The following is a 17,325-nucleotide window of genomic DNA, read 5'->3' as shown; positions in this document are numbered from 1 at the left end:
TCCGGAAGGAACGCGCGATGGACAACAGCTACCGTCCCCGCGGCTGGACCCCGAAAGAGGTCCCCACGATCTGGCTCGACCACACCACCGGTCAGGGCGTCACCCGCGAAGGCACCTCCGTTCGGCCCAAGGTCGGGACCGGGCGGAAGAACCCGAACCTCACCGACCTGCTCGACACCGCCGGCAGCTACGGCGCTGAGCGGATCATGCTCACCGGCAAGCGGCCGGAGCCGGCGCCCGGTATCCGGCACTGGCTGTTCGTGCAGACCCCGAACTGGATTCCCGGGTCGCACTGGGTTGCCGGTGGTCCGCCCACGGGCCGGTTCGAGCACGCCGTGACGGGCCAGAAGATCGAGGTCCGCACCGTGGAGGAGTGGTTCGGCGATGTTCCGCTCACGCCGGCGCAGGCCCGCATGGCGTGGAACACCCTCGAGGAGATCGTCGCCGGCGTCGACGAGCGTGCACGGCTGATGCTCTCGCCGGCCGCGACGGGGACGAACCTCTGGGCGTGGTCGTTGCCGAAGAACGTCAACCCGATTCCCGTGTCACCGGACATGGCGGACGAGATCCGCGGCAGCGCTGGCCAGCACCACTACGACCACATGGTCGCCGGGCCGAGCATGAGCGAGCACGAGGACTGCGTGCCGCTGATCGATCCGAAGCAGACCAAGAAGATCCAGACCTTCGCGCACGTCGACGGTCGGTTCATGTACGCGTCCCTCGGCCGGGAGCTCGGCATCGGCCCGGGCCTGCGCCTGAACCGTGCCGGCGCCTACGCGCTGCTGGAGAACGACCGCTACGCCCGTGCGCGGTTCTTCGTCCGGTTCACGGTGCCGAACGACTGGAACCACGTGGGGCTGCTCGGCATGCAGCACCGGAAGGTGGAGGACGGCTGGTACTACCCGAACCGTCCCGGGGCGACGGGGGAGACCTGGGCCGATGCCGCCGAGGTGTTCGTCGCGCTGAACGCGGGATGGCTCGTCGAGCCCCTCGAGGCGATCCAGTTCACCCGTGCCCGTCCTCTGGACACGTTCTACGAGCGGGTGAAGCGCGCACGCGACCGTGTGCAGGGCAATCCGGATCTCCCGCCGCTGCTGCGTCGCGCGCTTGCCGGTGCGCTGCGCGCGATCCTGCTGCAGACGGTCGGTAACTTCAACTCCGCCGGCCGTGCGCAGACGCGGGTCGCGGAGAGCGCGTTCGATGTGCCGGCGGAGTACCAGTCGACGATGGTCCGGCAGGGGAAGCTGTTCCTGTACCAGATCCCCAGCACGGTCTCGGAGCGGGCGCGGATGTTCTTCCACCCCGAGTTCTCCGCGCAGATCTGGGGCCGAGGCCGCGCCGCGGTGCTCTCGAGTGCTTCCGGGCTCGGCCTCAAGACTGCGGGAGCTCTCGCGGTTCCCGGGCACACGCTCATCGGGATCAACGGTGACGCGATCTACACGACCGAGGTGCCCGCGTGGAGTCTCCCGACTGAGCACGGTGGCGGCGACGACGGCAAGACGGGGCGCCTGCGTCTGCAGGGGATGCTCTCGGGCTCGTTCCTGACGCCGGAGACCCGCAACTCCCGTGACTCGCTGGCGAAGCGTGCCGACGCTGCTGGCCCCGCGGCGGCGTGGGAGAGCGGCGCCGGTGTCACCGCTGATGAGGTGGCGTCGTGAGCGACGCGACGTCTCGGCAGAACAGCACCCCGCAGGAGCTCGTGCAAGAGCTCCGTGGCCGAGGGCTCAGCGTGGCGGAGATCGCCGGCGAGCTGCAGCGATCGCCGCGCATGATCCGCAAGGTACTCAACGGTGAGACCAGCGGCTCCGTGTACCGGGCGTCGCTGCTCGAGCTCGCTCGCACCGGGCAGACCAACACGATCCCGCCCCGTCGCCGTGGCCGCTCCGGGCAGCTGGTCCGGGTCCGCAACAAGGCCGGCGCCGAGGAGGCCACCGTGGTGCCGCAGGACACCGGTGGTCGGTACACCCAGGACCGGCAGGGTGGCCGGCTCCGCACGACGACGTACCTCGGTGGTGGCGGCCGGCAGCACGACCTGCAGATCCCGAAGGGCCGCACGGCGAAGGGTCGGCAGCAGGCGAACACCGAGATCCTGCAGCGCGTCCGCGGCGCCGCTCGCGGTCAGGCGCGCGACACCCAGCAGATGATCAAGGCCCGTGTCACCTACGCCAACGGCCGGGTGATGGAGGTCAAGGAGTACAACGCCTCGACGATGCTCAAGCGCATCAACGACCACGGCGGGGACGCCCTGTCCTGGCTCCGTGACGAGAACGGCAAGCGGTACACCAACCTCGACGTCTCGGAGCAGCCGATCACCGGGATCACGATGACGGTCTACGGCAAGAGCAAGACGCAGGAGTACGACCGGCAGAAGGCCCGCGGCCGGCAACGGCGCACACAGTCCGGGTGGCGCCCGAACTACTGACGACCGACGCAGAGAACGGTCCGTACGGCGATGGGGGATCGCGTACGGACCGTTCTTGCGTCCGGGGTGTTTGGGGGAACGCCCCGGCATGACCACGGTAACGCCGGCCACCGTCGCGCGCACCCACCACCCCGTGAAGCCCTCCCAGCGGGCACGAGCAGCCGCCAGGAGCGGGCCCGGTGAGATCCGACCGAATTTGGCCGGGGGTCTCTTCCCTGACTCTTCACCGTGGATAGGATTGGCCGGGACGTGCCCCCCAGGGCTAAGGGCCGGCCAACCCCTACCCCCGTCTCGACTCAGTACCTCCGGAACTTACAGACTTCCGAAGCTTGGTACTTCGGCTCTCCGGTACTTCCGTACTGCCAGAGATCGGCACTCTGGTGGTCTGTGACTTCGGCTCTTCGGCAGTTCCGGAACTCCGAACTCCCGCCGTCTGGAACTCTCCGCCTTCGGATGTCCGGTGACGTTGCTGCTCTCCGACCGCTGTTCATTCGCCGCAGCAGCTTCGGAGCTTGCGCACCTACTGAGCGGTAGCGAACGTCGGCACGTACGGGAGCCGCCGGTCCCGGCTGTTCGTCCGGCCGGCAGCGCGGGCCGCAGCGACACCGGCCGCCCACGTGTCGTCGTCCTCCTCGTCGACGCGAGCCTGGGCCGCGTCGAGCTCGCGACGCCACTCCGGCACCACCGACGAACGCCGAGGACGGGCCGCAGCTTGTGTCGGCGCCGCGTCGCTGACGTCGACGGACTCCGCCGTCGTTGTGCCGGTCGGGGGAGTACCAGCGGCGTCCTCGGCGGCGTGGAGGGCCTGCAGCCGGACCCATCCGCCGCGGAACGTTTCGTCGGTTGCCCAGAGCTCCTCGAGGTCGCGCTGCCCGGTGAACTCCGGGGGAGTGGGGGGTACCGAGCCGTTCGACGTCGGCCGGCGGAACGCTCGAGCGAGGCGCGCACGCAACCACCCGAGACCGTCACGGAACCGGTAGTGGGGCTCCCACCGCAAGACCCGCAGCAGCAGCTCGTCGACGGTGTACGAGGCGTCGATGCCGAAGTCGTCGAGGATGCGCACCAGGCCCAGCACGGAGCGTCCCTGCGTGAAGCGTCCGACCACGGAGCCGTCCGGGCGCACCGTCGCTGCGTCCAGAGCCGCCACGAGCTGGCGGAACGCCGGCGCCCGCTCGCTCAGTGGGCGCATCGGTGCTCGTGTGCTCTTCGGCCGTGTGGGAGATCCCTGCTGCCCCGGTCGCGCAGCGGCCGTCCGCCGCGATGGCGGCTTGTTGGGTATCTCTGTAACGGGAGAAGAGCTTCTAGTTGAGGTTTCGGGATGTAGGTGGAAGGTAGCGGCCCCGCCAGCCGGTCGACGGGTCGCTGCTGCAGCCGCCAGATGGCCCGGCACGATCAGGGCCGCCTCGTTGCCCACAGCCTTCTGGTACAGCCCACGAGCACGGAACATCGCCTGCTCACGAGCCGACAACGGCCGACCGACTCGCACCATCGCGTAGAGGCCGAGTTCTGTCAGGATCGCGGTCACCTGCTGCACACGCTTCATCGCGGCCTGCACCCGGCGACGCCCGGCATCGGTCGACACGTCGACGTCCTCGAGCAGGCCCGCCTTCGCGGCGATCGTCTGACGCGATGCGGTCACCCCGCGGCCGGTGGTGTTGTCGGCGAACGACGCCAACGCGTGCACGATCGCCCAGAACGGCTCATCGGCCACCCACTTGCGCACCCACGCTTTCCGCAGCGCACGACCCCGCTCCGACCCGACTGCGGCCGCGACCGCGGCGAGGTACTGCCGCCGGGAGGACCACGCCGGCAACGCCGCGTACGCACCTTCCGGTGCCGGCAGCGTCGATGAGCGCCGGCCCACACGGGCGCGCTCAGTCCAGTCGGTACCCCACGACTTCGGCGCCTTCAACGCAACCCGTCGACGGCGTCCGTGAGCGTCCTCGAGGAACCGCCAAGCGACCCGCCCCGAGTGAACGGAGGGTGCGACGGTGGTGGGCGTAGCGCTGGACGATCCGCCCAGCTGCTGGGCCGCGGGGGGTGCCGAAGTACCGACGTCCGTGAGTTGGGAAGTTACAGACTTCCGAACTTCCAGCGGCGAGTCGTGGCTAACTCTAGGTATAGGGCTTACGATGGGATCACCCCCGGGACCTCCATTCCGGCGGGTACGACGAAGGTCCGGCGATCAACCGGTGCTTCGAAGGAACGAACTCGGAACCTGTAAGTCGGCAAACTGGGCAGGTTCAGAGCCAAAAACGTGGGCCCCTCGCTTCGGCGGGGGGCCTTTTGGTTTAGGCCTCGTCGATAGGCAGCTCCCCGTCGTCGACCGAGACCGGGTACGGCCACCACACAGGTACGCCCCGGGAGTCCAGCTCCAGGTGCGCGACCATCTCGTCGATGAACGCGGAATCCGAGAAGTCCACGATTTCGGCGATCCGAGTGATCTTGTCCTTGGAAGCGCGCTCGATGATCCAACCGGGACGCACGGGGTCCACGATGGTCTTCCGACGCTTGCGAGGCTTGGCCATAGCGACAGGCTAAGTGCACGTATGCACTAATTGCCCGTTGTGCGTGCCCGGCGTGTCGGGTCACGCGACGTCCTCGGGGAGGCGCATGTCGATGCGGTCGTCGCTGGGCAGGGAGATCGTGCCGGGCTCGCCGGAGTCGTAGTCGCGGTAGGACAGCTCGACGTAGCCCTCTTCGGCGTCGTCCCAGCCGGCGAACTCGAGGACGCCCCAGACGCCCTCCTCGATCTCCACGAGCGCGCCTTCAGTCTGGAGGTACCCGTTGCCGTCGAGGAGCTCTTCCACGCTCGAGGTGCTGGCTTCGGTGTAGCCCTCGAACGGCTGCAGCTGCTCTTCGGGTTCCTCGGCCTCGATCTGGATCTGCTCAAGCTGCTTCGCGACGGGGGACTCGTAGACGCCGGCCATCTTCCGGACCGGCATCGCGTCCGCGATCGTCGCCTTCGCGATCCGGGCGCCCATGTAGTCGTCGAAGTCGGCACCGTTCTTGATGAGCTTGCCGTTGTCGTCGAACTCGGGGGAGTCGTCCGGGTCGATGATCCGCTTCGTGTCCCACAGGTTCACGCGCGGCCGGAGGTTCTCGACCAACTGCAGGTCGGTCTCGAACGCCCACTCAGAGGGGTTCTCGGGATCGGTTTGCTCGGGGTCCGGGGTCCAGTACGTCTGCAGCTCGACGGGGGTACCGGACTTGTTGCGGGCCATGCCGCGGCCCTTGGCGTTCACGGGCACGGTGGTGCCGGTCACGAACGACTGCCACATCATCTTCGCGCCCTCGGGGGAGAGCTTGCCGAGGCTGACGCGGAACCCGAAGTTGTCGCGCATGTCACCGGTCAGGAACTCGGCGTCCGGGCGCTGCAGGCCGATGAGGAGGTGGATGCGGAGCTTCCGGCCGAGGCTGACGATGTCGGAGAACTCGGTGAGGGTGACCGGGGTACTGGCGGCACCCTTGGGCTTCACGGAGCGGTACCAGGCGAGCAGGGCGTTGCGGAAGGTCTTGAACTCGTCGACGACGAACAGGACCGGCTCGAAGTCGTTCAAGCGCACCCGGCGGCTCTCGTACGCCTCCATCCGTTCCTGCATCAGCTCGTACACGGCGCGGACGACGCGGGCCTGGTGATCGATGCGGCCGGCGATGAGCTCGACGTTGGGGTACTCGCGCAGACCGAGCAGCTCGATGCGCTTGCCGTCGATGCCCCAGATCCGCCAGCCGTGCGCGGCGAGGTACATGACGATGCCGAGGATCACGACGGTCTTGCCCTTACCGGTCTCACCGGTGACCATCCCGTGGGCCTGGTCCTTCGGCTTCCAGACGATGACTTCGCCGTCCTCGTCCTTGCCGATCGGGACGGCCATCTGGTCGTAGCCGGCCTTGGGGTCCACGTTCTCTGGCGCGACGGCCGGGTTCGGGATCAGGGACTCCAGCTTGGGGCGCAGCTCGAACCGGACGAAGTCGCGTCGGAGATCCCAGAACGCTCGCCACCGACCGGCGAGGACCGCGCTGGTGGCGCTCTCGATGTGGGTGCGCACGCCTTCACGGGTCAGGCGCGGGGACACCTCGAACTTGACCGTGATCTCCTTCGGCTCACCGTCGTCGTCCGTCTTCGTCGTGACCTGTGCGTCGGCGCCGAACGTCTTCGCCATCTGCGTCCGGACACGCTCGGTCTTCTCGTCCGCCTCCCGGTCGCTGACGGAGTCGTGCTCGGTGAGCCAGACCAGCCCGCGGCGCTCGTTGTGCTTGGCGACGCGGTAGCTGATGCCGAACCGGGCTGCGGCGCGACGGCGGAGTTCGTTGACGAGCTCGAGCGCGCTGACGTCGACGGCGGACGCCGTGTTGTACGAGAGCCGGAGCTTCCGCGGGGTGCCGACCCAGGAGCCCTTCCACGCTGCTGCACGCACGCGGGAGCGGTCGGGTTCGGGCCAGCCGAGGACGGTGTTGACGCTGATGAGGAACAGGTCGACCTGCTCGGCGCGACGGGCGGCGCGGGTGTGGAAGACGATGATGCCGGCGACGGCCAGTACCGCCCCGATCCCGATGCCGACGGCGAGGCCGGTCGCCGAGACCGTCGCAGCGATCCCGGTGCCGACGAGTGCGAGCGCGACGATCGTCGCGACGCCGCCGAACCATCCTCCGCGTCTGGGCAGCCGGTCGATGCCGGCGGCCCGGCTCACGCGCGGCTCCGCTTCTCCTGCGCTGCGCGGACCCGCGAACGCACCAGCAGCACCACGATCAGCACCACCAGTACCAGCGCGCCGGCGGCGATCGCGATCCGCGCCAGATCAAGGCCCGCACCGGTACCGATGGGGATCAGTACCCCCTTCGTGGCGAGCACGTGTGCCTTCACGAGCCAGGCTTGCGCGGTGGGTACGGCACTCGCGAGCAGCGTTGGTCCGATGACCACCGCGGCGATGATCCCGGCGAACCAGGTCCACATGTCGTCGTTGCTGTTCTGCACAGCGGCTCCCTTCATCGCGGACCGGTGTGGCCCTCACTGGTAAAGGGGTGACCTCGTCCGGGGGAACCGGGACAAATCAGTCGAGCTCAGGGGATCTCGGGCGCGGCGTATCGCTTCGACGCCCACGTGATCGGCGTCTGGTAGGTGCCGGTGCTCGTCTCGTACTGACCGCCCGTGGGCTGGTTCGACGACCCGTCAGCGAAGGCGTGGATGCACCAGGTGAGGGTGCGGCCGGCAGCGATCGGGGACACGGAGTCCAGGCCGGCGCATCCCGTGGAAGTCAGGGTGTTCGCGCTGGGCAGCTGGTCCGCGCCGGGGTGAGTGGCGATCGTGAAGCGCGCCAGGTCGGAGGCGGTCAGCGCGGCGGTCGGCTCGACGTGGGTGCCGTCTTCGTCGACGACGCCGAGCACCGTCAGCGACACCGGCATCGTCCACACCGTGTCGTAGCCGGCGAGAGCGGGGCGTTGCTGCAGGACGGCAGCGACCTGGTCGGCGGGCAGCTTGGTGAGCTCGTCCATCGTGACGCGGGCGTACACGGTGTCCCCGTTCGCGGCGTCGATGGTGAGGGTCGCGGGCAGGCCGACCGAGAGCTGCGCACCGGTGGTGCTGAGTCGTGTGTTGAGCAGCTCCTGCAGCTTTCGGTCGTCGGACCCGCTCGAGGCGGAGGGGACGGCGGCCGGAGCTGCATCGTTCGTCTCGGAGTGCTCCGCGGTGGGCCGGTGCACGGCGATGACGACGATGGCGATGACGACCGCGGCGATCGCGGCGGCGGCGAGGAGGAGCTTGCGCATGGTGGGGCCCTCGCTCAGGCGGCGTACGCGGTGCGGGCTGCGATACCGATGCGGTTCCGGACCCGCGCGAGACGCTTCCGGACGCCTTCGCTGGTGATGCCGAGATCCGCGGCGATCGTGGTGTGGCTCTCCTCGCCGAGGTAGGCACGGCCGAGCAGTGCGACTTCGTCCGTGGAGACCACGTGCGTGTCGACCGCCCAGGTGAGCAGGTTCGCGAGCTCGGACTCGGGGGAGGGCTCCGGCTCGGTCCATGCGCCGGCGACGTGCTCGAGGACCTCGTCCGTGACGCAGTTGGTGACGCCGGCAACGAGTCGGTCGTTCGCGGACGGCTTCGGGGCGATCACGCTGAGCGTGCCCATCGTCAGGTTCGCCATCACCCGGCTGTGAAGGTGCAGCTTGTACCGGCGGATGCTCTCCCACGCGGCACCGATGGCGATGTCGACCCGGTCGTTCCGGCTGAGCTCGTCGAGGGCGTGGACCCGGTGCGCCATGCTCCGCGCCGCCGGGATGAGCAGCTGCAGCAGCACTCGCTCAGCGATCCAGTCACCGGTGTGCGCCAGCTCGAGTAGCTCGTGCAGCAGCGCGTCACGGTCACCGTCGACGATCCGACGAGCCTGCTCGAGCATCGCGTCGGCGGTCATCGTGCCGTGACTGCCGAAGGCGTGCACCCGACCCGCGATGTCGTCCTCCCACTCCCGACGCAGCTTGCTGTCGAGCGAGAAAGCGCGGTTGGTGATGGTGCTCATGAGAACCCCCGGGGTGAGACGAACCGTTGACTCGAACGACGGTCCTCACGCGGGAGGTACTGCCGGGGGTACCGGGGAACGCGCTCTGGCGGCGCAGCTTTCGGCTGTCACCGGGTCCCTCCGCGAGGGGCATGAACACGCGGATCGGCGGAGGAACGGGCCTCAGAAAAATTGCTCGACGGATTTGTCCCGGTCGACCCGATCGGGGGCACCCCTTTACAGGTGAGAGGCCATTTCCGGTCTCGCCATCGACGAAGGGACCGTGCGATGCCCACGCACGACGACGCAGCACCGCAGCTGCCCGACGGGATGCTCAAGGAGCTGAACGAGCACGCCCGAGTGCTCTCCGCTTACGACCAGGCACAGGACGTCGCACTCGATCTGCACGAGAAGCCGTTCAGCCCGGAGACCCAGGCGCGGGCGCTGCGTTACCTGCAGTCGCCGGAGTACCAGCGCGCGATCGACGCGGTCCGTGTCCACGGGAAGAGCGCGTGATGAAGCTGCCGAAGAAGAAGACCCCGCAGCCGGCGTCGACCGAGCCTGAGACCACCGCGCAGGCCGCGCAGTGGACCAACGGCGGACTTCTCGGCGCTCGAGGTGTCACGATCGCGATCGCCGCCGCTCTCGTGTGCGGGCCGGCCGCGCTGGCGATGACCGTCCTCTCCGGCGGCGGCAGCTCCGAGGCCGCCCCGCAGGTGGTCAGCTCCGAGCAGGTGTCGCCGCTGCAGCAGTCCGCTGGCAGCTTCGCCGCAGGCTTCGTCGGTGCCTGGCTCGCCGCCGACCGCGACAACTCGTCCGCGCTTGACGCCTACACGACGGCCAACATCGAGCTGCCCAAGACCGGGTTCCAGTACCGCGATCTCGTCGTCGCATCATCGACGACCACCCGCGACGGACTCGCCCAGGTCGTCGTCGCCGCGAACGTGAAGGACGACACCATCGACGCCGACAAGGGCGACCAGTGGCCGCGCCGCTACTTCCAGGTCACCGTCACCGACGGCGGCAACAAGCTCAGCGCCGTCGGGCTGCCCGCCCCGGTCGCCGGCCCCCGGCACACCACCGATGGGAGCTCCCTCGGCTACGGCGAGACCATCGCGACCAACTCCGCCGCCGGGAAGGCCGTCAACGCGTTCCTCGCCGCCTACCTCACCGGGCAGGGCGACACGGAGCCCTACACCGCCCCGTCGAAGTCGATCCCTCCGATCGACCCGGCCCCGTACACGTCCCTGTCGATCTCGACCCTCACCGCCACCACGGCGCCGTCCGAGCACCCCACCGACGGCGCGACGGTGAACGTCTACGCGACCGTCACGGCATCCAACTCCGTCGGCCAGCAGGTCACCGCCACCTACCCGATCACCCTCCGCGCACGCGCGGACCGATGGGAAGTGTCCGGACTCGGCACCGCACCGACGCTCTCGAACTCCGACGCCGCTACCCCGGCGCCGTCGGCCACCCCCGCACCGACCGAAGGGAACTGACCATGTCCATCACCGCGCTCGCCACCACGGCGGTCACCGGCGTCGCCGACGCGACCACCCGCCTGTCCGTCCGAGCCATCGTCGCCGTCAGCGACGCCACTGGCCCTGTCCTCGCCGGCGGGATCATCACCACCGCGAACGACCAGCTCAACCAGTTCAAGGCGCTCATCATCGTCGCCGGCGGCATCATCGGCCTGATCGCCTTCTTCGCGATCGCGATCAAGAAGAGCTGGGCGATGGGCGGCATCATCCAGGGCCTGTTCGTCGGCGCGCTCATCGCCTTCGCCGTCGGCGGCGGCGGGACGATCTGGCTGGGCAACCAGTTCAAGGACCAGCTGGGGAGCTGATCCACGCCGATGTCCGAACAGCACACTCCCAACGTCGCGCGGTTCTACACCGCCGCACGCCGCATCCCGGTCCTCATCGGCAAGATCAACGGCGCCCGCATCCCGGGCGGCCCGTACACGCTGACGCAGATCGTGGTCGGCGGGATCGTGCTGTGGATCGGGTACAAGACCACCGGCCTTTGGGGCGCGGGCCTGTACCCGCTCGTCCGGATGACGGTCCTCGCCGGTGTCGCCTTCGGATCGACCTGGGCGACCGGCAAGATCCCCTCCACCCGCCGCCGGCTCATGGACCTCGCGTCCGACTTCGGCACGGCGCTGTCGCTGCCGGACCTGGGCACCTACCAGGGCCGACGGATCAGCATCGCTCGCCCCCACCGGGTCGCCGGGACTGTCCTCATGCAGCTGGAGCCTGGCGTCCAGGTCGCGACCGCCGCAGTCGCAGCCGTGCCGCCGGTGGTCGCGGAACCCACCGCACTCGCCGCCGCAGTACCGGTACCGGCATCGGCCATCGCCGCAATCAAGGCCGCAGTCGAACCCGAAGCCGCCCCAGCCACCGACGCCGAGCTGCCCTCGAACGTCATCCCGATCCGTCGCAGCTACGCGACCGGCGTCGAGCGCCTGCTCGAGCAGGCCCGTCGAAAGGAATCCCAGTGACAAACATGGACCAGTCCGCGGCCGCACAGCCCACCCCGGAGCCGATCGCAATCGATGGAGGGTGGCACCTGCTCCAGTCCGCGGCCGGACGCTCCGAGATCGAGCGGTGCGCTCGTCTCGCCCGGCAACGGCGCGAGATCAGCATTCGACAGTCAGTTGCCGACTTCGGTCCGGCCGCCGGCTCGACGGTGGAGGCGCTCTGATGGTGAACCGACTGCCAGCCATCGCGATGACGGGGCACCTGATGTGGACCCGCAGCGGGACCGTGTGGGCCACCTGGCGGCTCAACGGGCTCGCGAAGGGCTTCGGGAGCAGCCAGAAGCAGGCCTGGTCGCAGGCGTACCACCAGGATCTGTTCCAGTCGATCCGAGGGGAGTACCTGCTCCTCGGCCTCACCGCGGACCTCGACCCGATCTCGATCGTGAACCGCATGCTCGCCAACGTCGACATGAACGAGAGCCCGGCATGGGCGATGGAAACCATGCTCACCCTCGATGCCCTCGCCGAGCGGCCCCTCGGTAAGCGGGAGTTCTGGCTGTGTGCGCCGCTGCGTGTCGGCGGCCCGGCAGCGACCGCCCGTCGCAGCTCGGAGGTCGCCGCACGCGACCTGCTCTCGCTGCCGATGCGCCCGCCGACGCCGAAGGAGATCCTCGCCGCACTCCAGGCCGCCGGGAAGATCGAAGAGCAGCTGCCCGCCGCGTTCGAGCCGCACCGCTCCACCGTCGCCGAACAGGTGTGGATCGCCGCGCACTCGCAGACCCGCGGCCTCGGTCTCGACCTCGCAGCGCCGGACCAGACCGGGCGCACCCTCGGCGGCGTCGCACAGCAGTACGGCGTCGACGAGCTCCCGCAGCGCGTCGCCTCCGCCGCCGTGTTCCCGAACCCGGTCATCGACGAGGGCGGCCAGAGCGACATCACGAACAAGCTCGAGAAGTTCGACCCGTTCTGCCGCCGCTACGTCAAGGTGCAGAACCTGCGGGAAGACAGCACGTCGTACCAGGTGCTGCTCGCCCTCGCCGGCACCCCGAAGGGCGGCTGGGAGACCCCCGCCGTCGACTGGGTCGGACGGATCGACGAGCTCGGCGTCGAGGCGGACTGGGCGCTCCGGCTCAACGTCCTCGCCGGTCGCGACGCCGCCCGCCGCAACAAGCGCGCCGAGATCAACCTCACCGACCAGCTGGACCAGCAGGACGGGACCGCAGCGATCACCGGATCAGGCGGCGCTCTGTCGGAGACCGCCGCGACGCTGGCGGAGTACCACGCGGCTCTGAACCGGTCGGACAAGGAGGTCGAGATCCAGGCGACGATGGTTCTCGCCATCGGCGCTCCCACCGCCGAGGAAGCACGATCTCGCGCCCAGTTCCTGCAGAAGGACTTCAAGGGCATCGACTTCACGTTCGACATCCCGCTCGGCGCGCAGGAGGCGCTCTGGTGGGGCATGCAGCCCGGCGTCCCGACCTCCCGCCAGGTCCGCGAGTTCGTCGAGATCACCTCCGGCGCGATGTTCTCCACGATGGTGCCGATGACCTCCACCGACCTCGGCGACCCGACCGGGATGCTGTTCGCCCACAACGTCACCTCCGGGACCGAACGCCCGGTGCTGCTCGACTTCGAGTCGCACGTCCTCGCCGACGTCTCCGCATCGATCGCGTTCGCCGCCGAGCCCGGTGCGGGCAAGACGACGGCGCTCAAGAGCGTGCTCGGCGCCAACTTCGACCGCGGTGCCCGCATCGTGCTCATCGACCGCACGGTGCTCAAGGAGTACGCCAAGTTCGCCGAGACGCTCGCGAAGAAGCAGACCGCGGTGGTGGATCTCACCGATCCGCTCTGGTCGCTGGACCCGCTGCGCATCTTCGGTGCCCGCGAGGGCGCAGCTGCAGCGCAGACGCTCATGTCGGCCCTTCTCGGTGTGCCGGCGCGGTCTCGGGAGGGTGCACGGCTGTCGAAGGTGCTCGGCCCCGAGTACGCCACCGAGCACGAGCTCACGTCGATGGGCGCCCTCTACCGGCACCTGCAGGAGCTCGGCAAGGGCGGCGACGACCAGGCCGAGACCCTCGCGGACCTGATGGGCCTCTACGTCGACAAGCACTTCGGGAAGGTGCTGTTCGACTCCGATCTGCCGGCGCTGGACCTGTCCAAGCGGGCGATCGCGTTCCTCACCCACGGCGTTGCGCTGCCGGAGGCGGACGAGATCAACAACCCGAAGCTCTTCGATGAGATGCCGATCGAGAAGCTCTTCGGTCGGGCGATGTACGCGCTGCTGGTGACCATCAGTCGGCAGGTGTGCTTCGCGGACGACAACGAGCTCGCCGTGTTCGCCGTCGACGAGGTCTTCCACGTCACCGCCTCGCCGGAGGGGCAGCAGCAGCTCAAGATCTTCTACCGCGACGGCCGCAAGCACAAGGCCGGCGTCGCCGTCGCCAGCCAGGACGCTCACGACTTCGGCGACGAGCTCTCCCGCGGCATGATCAAGACCCGCGTCGTGATGCGTCAGACCGACCAGGGGCTCGCCGCCGGCAACCTCGACTGGTTCCACGAAGGGCTCGGGCAGGACCCGGCGATGGTCAACATCGTCACGAAGGATCTCTCGCCGATCGGCCCCGACGGGTACGTCGCCCCCGACCGCCGCGGCGAAGCGCTCTACCTCGACATCCAGGGCCGCATGGGCAAGATCCGCGTCGCTCTTCCGCAGGAGCCCGACCGTCGCAAGGCGGTGCTCTCCACGCCATCGAAGAGCGTCATCACGGAGGAGCGGGTGTCCGCATGATCACCTTTGCCCTGTCCGGGTTCCGGACCGCTCGCGCTCGAGCCCGTCGGCTCTGGTGGTGGGCCTGCCGCCACCCCAAGACCGCGATGCTGCTCGCCCTCGTGCTCTGCTGGCTGATCTCGGCGATCCTCGCTGTGCCCGCCGCGTACGCCGACGGCTCCGCCAACTCCTCGGCCCCGCCCTACATGCCGCCGAGCGACCTCAAGGACTCCAACGGGGTCCCGCTGTGGCGGTACACGATCCTGCCGCTCGATCGCGGCGACGTGTGGCACCCGCAGAAGACCGCGATCTCCTGGGTCATCGACCTGCTCTGGACCATCAACCTCGCGAGCTTCTCGTGGTGCCTCTGGCTGCTGTCGTTCCTGCTCGAGTTCACCTGGGTGGACTGGATCGCGACGCCGGTCGGCGCGATCGCCGACACCATCCAGTCCGTGCTGTCCCAGTTCGGATGGGCACCGGTCGCCCTCGCCGTCGCCGGCCTCGTCTTCGGCTGCGCTGTTGCGTTCGGCAAGTTCGCCAAGGGCGCCGTCGACCTCGGCGTCTCCGTCCTGTGCTTCGTCCTCGCCACCGGAGCACTCGCCAACCCGGTCGCCGCGCTGACCGGCGAGCACGGTGCACTCACCTGGGCCGAGTCCACTGGCGCGAACCTCTCCGTCAGCGTGCTCTCCACCGACGGCGCCGACCCCACCGGCACCCCGGATAAGGACCAGGCGAAAGACCTGATCTCCCAGTCGCTGATGGGCGGCCTGATCGACGTGTTCGTGCGCATCCCCGCGCAGGAGATCGCCTTCGGCCACGCACTGTCGGGGGAGTGCGACACCACCTTCACCCAGCAGATGAAGAACGCCTCCGCGTTCGACAGCAGCTCGACCAACGTCCGTGACGCCGTCGGCAAGTGCGACAAGGACGCTCAGGAGTACGTCACGCACCCGAGCACCTCCCAGATCCTCACGACGCTCTCAATCCAGGGAGGGAGCGGCACGCTGCTCCTCATCGCGCTGGCGATGGCGCTGATCACGATGGTCGCCGTCATCTACGCCCTGATGAACGCCTCGAAGCTGATGGTCAACGTCTACGCCGCGATGCTGCCCGGCGTCGCCCGCGAGGCCCTCTGGCGCTCGTGGGTCGGGATGTACGTCGGGGCGTTCTCCCTCGCGGTGTCGATCGTCATGCTCGCCGCGTACCTCAAGATCCTCGGGTCCGTCATGAAGGCCGTCTCCGACGCGGGTCTGTCGATCGTCGCGCAGACCACGATCATCGACATCTTCGTAATCGCGCTGATCATCACGCTCTTCTGGGCCTTCTTCGCAGCCCGTCGATCGGGAAAGAACCTCGCGAAGTGGCTCGCGACGCTCGGCAACCGCGTCGGCTCGGGCCAGCGGCAGCCGCTCTCGCCGATCAAGGCCGAGACCCTCCGCACCGCCGGCCGGTACGCCGCAAACCGCCTCTCCCGGCCCCGCCCGAAGCCCGAGCTGCCAGCGGCGCCGGCACCGAGCTCGCTCGACGCCGGACACCTCACCGCGACACCCTCCGCTCGTCGCCCCGGCAGCGCCGTCTCCACCGCGGTTCGGTCCGCCGCGACCGCAGGACAGCTCGTGGCCGCAGCATCCACCGGTGGCACCTCCGCCGTCGCGATGAAGGCGATGCAGATCGGCGGTAAGAAGGTGCTGCAGCGCCAGGCCCTCAGCACCATGCCCTCGGTCGCGGGCAAGGTGCTCGACCGGAAGGTGGCGCACGGCGGCGTCGCGCAGACCCCCGGCCTCACCTCGAGTGCGTCCATCCCCGGCCCCCGCCCGGTATCGACTCCCACCTCCGGCGCCGTCCCGTTCGGCCGCCAGATCGTGGTCGACCCGTCCGGAGTCGGACGAATCGCACCAGCAACCACCGACAGCAGCGGCGTGTACCGCATCACCCGCGCCCGGCCGGCGCAGGTGGCACAGTCGCCCGTCCGAGCTGCCCTCGAGCGTGCCGCCCAGGCTGCACAGACCGGAGCGTCCGCATGAACAAGAAGGTCGCCGCGATCGTGGCCGCAGGCCTGGTCGTCGTCCTCGTGCCAGTCCTGGGCATCACCGGCCTGGTGGTCACCAGCTCCCTGCAGCTGCTCACCGGCTCACCGGCCGCGCTCGGTTGCACCGCCCCCGGGATCGGAGGGGGTGGAGGCACCACCACGGCCGGCGACACGACGCCCGTCGACGCCGGAGACGGCAAGACGGTGAAGTTCACCCGGGAGCAACGCGACAACGCCGGCACGATCATCGCCGTCGGTCGTGGCCTCAACGTCCCCTCCCGCGGCATCCAGGTCGCGCTCATGACCGCGCTGCAGGAGTCCGGCCTGCGGAACCTCGACCACGGCGACCGGGACTCGGTCGGGATCTTCCAGCAGCGCGCCAACTGGGGCTCGCTCGAACAGCGCCAGGACCCGACGTACGAAGCCAAGGCGTTCTACGGCGGGCCGCTCGGCCCGAACCACGGCACCCCCAAGGGCCTGCTCGACGTCGCGAACTGGCAGGATCTCAGCCTCAACGACGCCGCGCAGGCCGTACAGGTCTCCGGGTTCCCGAAGGCGTACGCGAAGTGGGAGACCGCCGCAGCGTCCCTCATGAGCGACCAGGGCGTCACCGTCACCGCAGACACCGTCTCCCAGGCCACCAGCAACGGCGGTGGCTGCTCGAGCGGAGGCGGGAGCGGTACCGGCGGGGGTGGCGGAACCGAGAACGCGTCCTGGTCCTCGCCGAACGGCAAGACCGGCGCCGACATGGTCGCCTACGCCGAGCAGTACGTCGGCAAGGTGCCCTACTCCGGCGCATGCGGCTCAGCCGGCAGCCCCACGGCCGGATGGTGCTGCACCGGATTCGTCTACTACATGTACCACCAGGTGCTCGGCATCGATCTGCCCAGCCCAGTCGTCTCCGGTCAGCTCGCCCAAGCGCACCAGATCCCCGCGTCCGAAGCCCAAGCGGGCGACCTGGTCGCCTGGGTCGGACACCACATCGGGATCTACGACGGCAAGGGCGGGCTCATCCACTCACCCGACTGGGGTCGCAAGCTCACGCACGCGAAGAGCTACCAGTTCACCATCGGCGGCACCGGACCGACCTTCTGGCGCGTCAACGCGATCGGCGACGGCACCTGGTGACCGGCG

The 17,325-nt window shown here is 69.2% G+C and carries 16 protein-coding genes; 10 read left to right on the top strand and 6 right to left on the bottom strand.

Annotated features, from left to right (window positions below; genetic code table 11):
• The first annotated feature begins 17 nt into the window (after positions 1-17).
• Entirely contained in the window at positions 18-1,658 is a 1,641-nt protein-coding gene (locus EDF27_RS19370) for a hypothetical protein (protein ID WP_132050651.1), read from the top strand.
• Positions 1,655-2,422 (top strand): hypothetical protein, encoded by a 768-nt coding sequence (locus EDF27_RS19365; protein WP_132050649.1) that lies wholly within the window; start codon positions 1,655-1,657, stop codon positions 2,420-2,422. Before EDF27_RS19370 ends, EDF27_RS19365 begins: the two co-directional genes overlap by 4 nt.
• A 520-nt stretch (positions 2,423-2,942) precedes the next feature.
• On the opposite strand, the gene EDF27_RS19360 is transcribed toward EDF27_RS19365, so the two are convergent.
• From EDF27_RS19360 to EDF27_RS19335, 6 genes are all read right to left on the bottom strand, one after another.
• Positions 2,943-4,286 carry a hypothetical protein gene (locus EDF27_RS19360; RefSeq protein ID WP_165931585.1) on the bottom strand — a complete coding sequence of 448 codons (1,344 nt, stop codon included), beginning with the start codon at positions 4,284-4,286 and terminating at the stop codon, positions 2,943-2,945.
• A gap of 427 nt (positions 4,287-4,713) precedes the next feature.
• Entirely contained in the window at positions 4,714-4,950 is a 237-nt protein-coding gene (locus EDF27_RS19355; RefSeq protein WP_111047833.1) for a hypothetical protein, read from the bottom strand.
• Between the two features lie 60 nt (positions 4,951-5,010).
• Positions 5,011-7,113 (bottom strand): FtsK/SpoIIIE domain-containing protein, encoded by a 2,103-nt coding sequence (locus tag EDF27_RS19350; RefSeq protein ID WP_132050645.1) that lies wholly within the window; start codon positions 7,111-7,113, stop codon positions 5,011-5,013.
• Entirely contained in the window at positions 7,110-7,397 is a 288-nt protein-coding gene (locus EDF27_RS19345; RefSeq protein WP_132050643.1) for a hypothetical protein, read from the bottom strand. Before EDF27_RS19345 ends, EDF27_RS19350 begins: the two co-directional genes overlap by 4 nt.
• An 86-nt stretch (positions 7,398-7,483) precedes the next feature.
• On the bottom strand, positions 7,484-8,188 hold the full coding sequence (locus tag EDF27_RS19340; protein WP_132050641.1) for a hypothetical protein: 705 nt from the start codon (positions 8,186-8,188) through the stop codon (positions 7,484-7,486).
• A 14-nt stretch (positions 8,189-8,202) separates the two neighbouring features.
• The gene (locus EDF27_RS19335; RefSeq protein WP_132050639.1) at positions 8,203-8,934 is read right to left on the bottom strand and encodes a hypothetical protein; all 732 of its coding nucleotides are present in this window, start codon (positions 8,932-8,934) and stop codon (positions 8,203-8,205) included.
• A 267-nt stretch (positions 8,935-9,201) separates the two neighbouring features.
• Between EDF27_RS19335 and EDF27_RS19330 the strand changes: the two genes are divergently transcribed.
• From EDF27_RS19330 to EDF27_RS19290, 8 genes are read left to right on the top strand one after another with little or no spacing between them, the layout of a single operon-like run.
• Complete coding sequence (locus EDF27_RS19330) at positions 9,202-9,429, top strand: hypothetical protein (protein ID WP_123704930.1); 228 nt, start codon at positions 9,202-9,204, stop codon at positions 9,427-9,429.
• On the top strand, positions 9,429-10,415 hold the full coding sequence (locus EDF27_RS19325; RefSeq protein WP_132050637.1) for a conjugal transfer protein: 987 nt from the start codon (positions 9,429-9,431) through the stop codon (positions 10,413-10,415). The genes EDF27_RS19330 and EDF27_RS19325 overlap by 1 nt, the downstream gene beginning before the upstream one ends.
• A 2-nt stretch (positions 10,416-10,417) precedes the next feature.
• Positions 10,418-10,762 carry a hypothetical protein gene (locus EDF27_RS19320; RefSeq protein WP_123704926.1) on the top strand — a complete coding sequence of 115 codons (345 nt, stop codon included), beginning with the start codon at positions 10,418-10,420 and terminating at the stop codon, positions 10,760-10,762.
• A 9-nt stretch (positions 10,763-10,771) separates the two neighbouring features.
• Positions 10,772-11,416 (top strand): hypothetical protein, encoded by a 645-nt coding sequence (locus EDF27_RS19315; RefSeq protein WP_132050635.1) that lies wholly within the window; start codon positions 10,772-10,774, stop codon positions 11,414-11,416.
• Positions 11,413-11,619, top strand: a complete 207-nt coding sequence (locus tag EDF27_RS19310) for a hypothetical protein (RefSeq protein WP_132050633.1) — start codon at positions 11,413-11,415, stop codon at positions 11,617-11,619. Before EDF27_RS19315 ends, EDF27_RS19310 begins: the two co-directional genes overlap by 4 nt.
• Positions 11,619-14,183: an ATP-binding protein gene (locus tag EDF27_RS20180; protein ID WP_243698437.1), complete on the top strand. Its 2,565-nt coding sequence runs from the start codon at positions 11,619-11,621 to the stop codon at positions 14,181-14,183. The genes EDF27_RS19310 and EDF27_RS20180 overlap by 1 nt, the downstream gene beginning before the upstream one ends.
• Positions 14,180-16,186, top strand: coding sequence for a hypothetical protein (locus EDF27_RS19295; protein ID WP_123704922.1), 2,007 nt, complete (start codon positions 14,180-14,182; stop codon positions 16,184-16,186). The genes EDF27_RS20180 and EDF27_RS19295 overlap by 4 nt, the downstream gene beginning before the upstream one ends.
• The gene (locus EDF27_RS19290) at positions 16,183-17,319 is read left to right on the top strand and encodes an NlpC/P60 family protein (protein WP_123704920.1); all 1,137 of its coding nucleotides are present in this window, start codon (positions 16,183-16,185) and stop codon (positions 17,317-17,319) included. The genes EDF27_RS19295 and EDF27_RS19290 overlap by 4 nt, the downstream gene beginning before the upstream one ends.
• Positions 17,320-17,325: the final 6 nt, after the last annotated feature.

This window comes from Curtobacterium sp. PhB136 (assembly GCF_004346855.1).
In the GTDB taxonomy this organism is placed as follows: domain Bacteria; phylum Actinomycetota; class Actinomycetes; order Actinomycetales; family Microbacteriaceae; genus Curtobacterium.
The sequence above is the reverse complement of the archived record's forward strand: the minus strand, read 5'-3'. Positions and strand labels throughout refer to the sequence as shown.

Excerpts from the sequence above, each read along its gene's own strand:
- EDF27_RS19315 (WP_132050635.1), top strand. The coding sequence starts at position 10,772 with ATGTCCGAACAGCACACTCCCAACGTCGCGCGGTTCTACACCGCCGCA.
- EDF27_RS20180 (WP_243698437.1), top strand. The coding sequence starts at position 11,619 with ATGGTGAACCGACTGCCAGCCATCGCGATGACGGGGCACCTGATGTGG.
- EDF27_RS19355 (WP_111047833.1), bottom strand. The coding sequence starts at position 4,950 with ATGGCCAAGCCTCGCAAGCGTCGGAAGACCATCGTGGACCCCGTGCGT.
- EDF27_RS19335 (WP_132050639.1), bottom strand. The coding sequence starts at position 8,934 with ATGAGCACCATCACCAACCGCGCTTTCTCGCTCGACAGCAAGCTGCGT.
- EDF27_RS19320 (WP_123704926.1), top strand. The coding sequence starts at position 10,418 with ATGTCCATCACCGCGCTCGCCACCACGGCGGTCACCGGCGTCGCCGAC.
- EDF27_RS19295 (WP_123704922.1), top strand. The coding sequence starts at position 14,180 with ATGATCACCTTTGCCCTGTCCGGGTTCCGGACCGCTCGCGCTCGAGCC.
- EDF27_RS19290 (WP_123704920.1), top strand. The coding sequence starts at position 16,183 with ATGAACAAGAAGGTCGCCGCGATCGTGGCCGCAGGCCTGGTCGTCGTC.
- EDF27_RS19330 (WP_123704930.1), top strand. The coding sequence starts at position 9,202 with ATGCCCACGCACGACGACGCAGCACCGCAGCTGCCCGACGGGATGCTC.
- EDF27_RS19325 (WP_132050637.1), top strand. The coding sequence starts at position 9,429 with ATGAAGCTGCCGAAGAAGAAGACCCCGCAGCCGGCGTCGACCGAGCCT.
- EDF27_RS19370 (WP_132050651.1), top strand. The coding sequence starts at position 18 with ATGGACAACAGCTACCGTCCCCGCGGCTGGACCCCGAAAGAGGTCCCC.
- EDF27_RS19340 (WP_132050641.1), bottom strand. The coding sequence starts at position 8,188 with ATGCGCAAGCTCCTCCTCGCCGCCGCCGCGATCGCCGCGGTCGTCATC.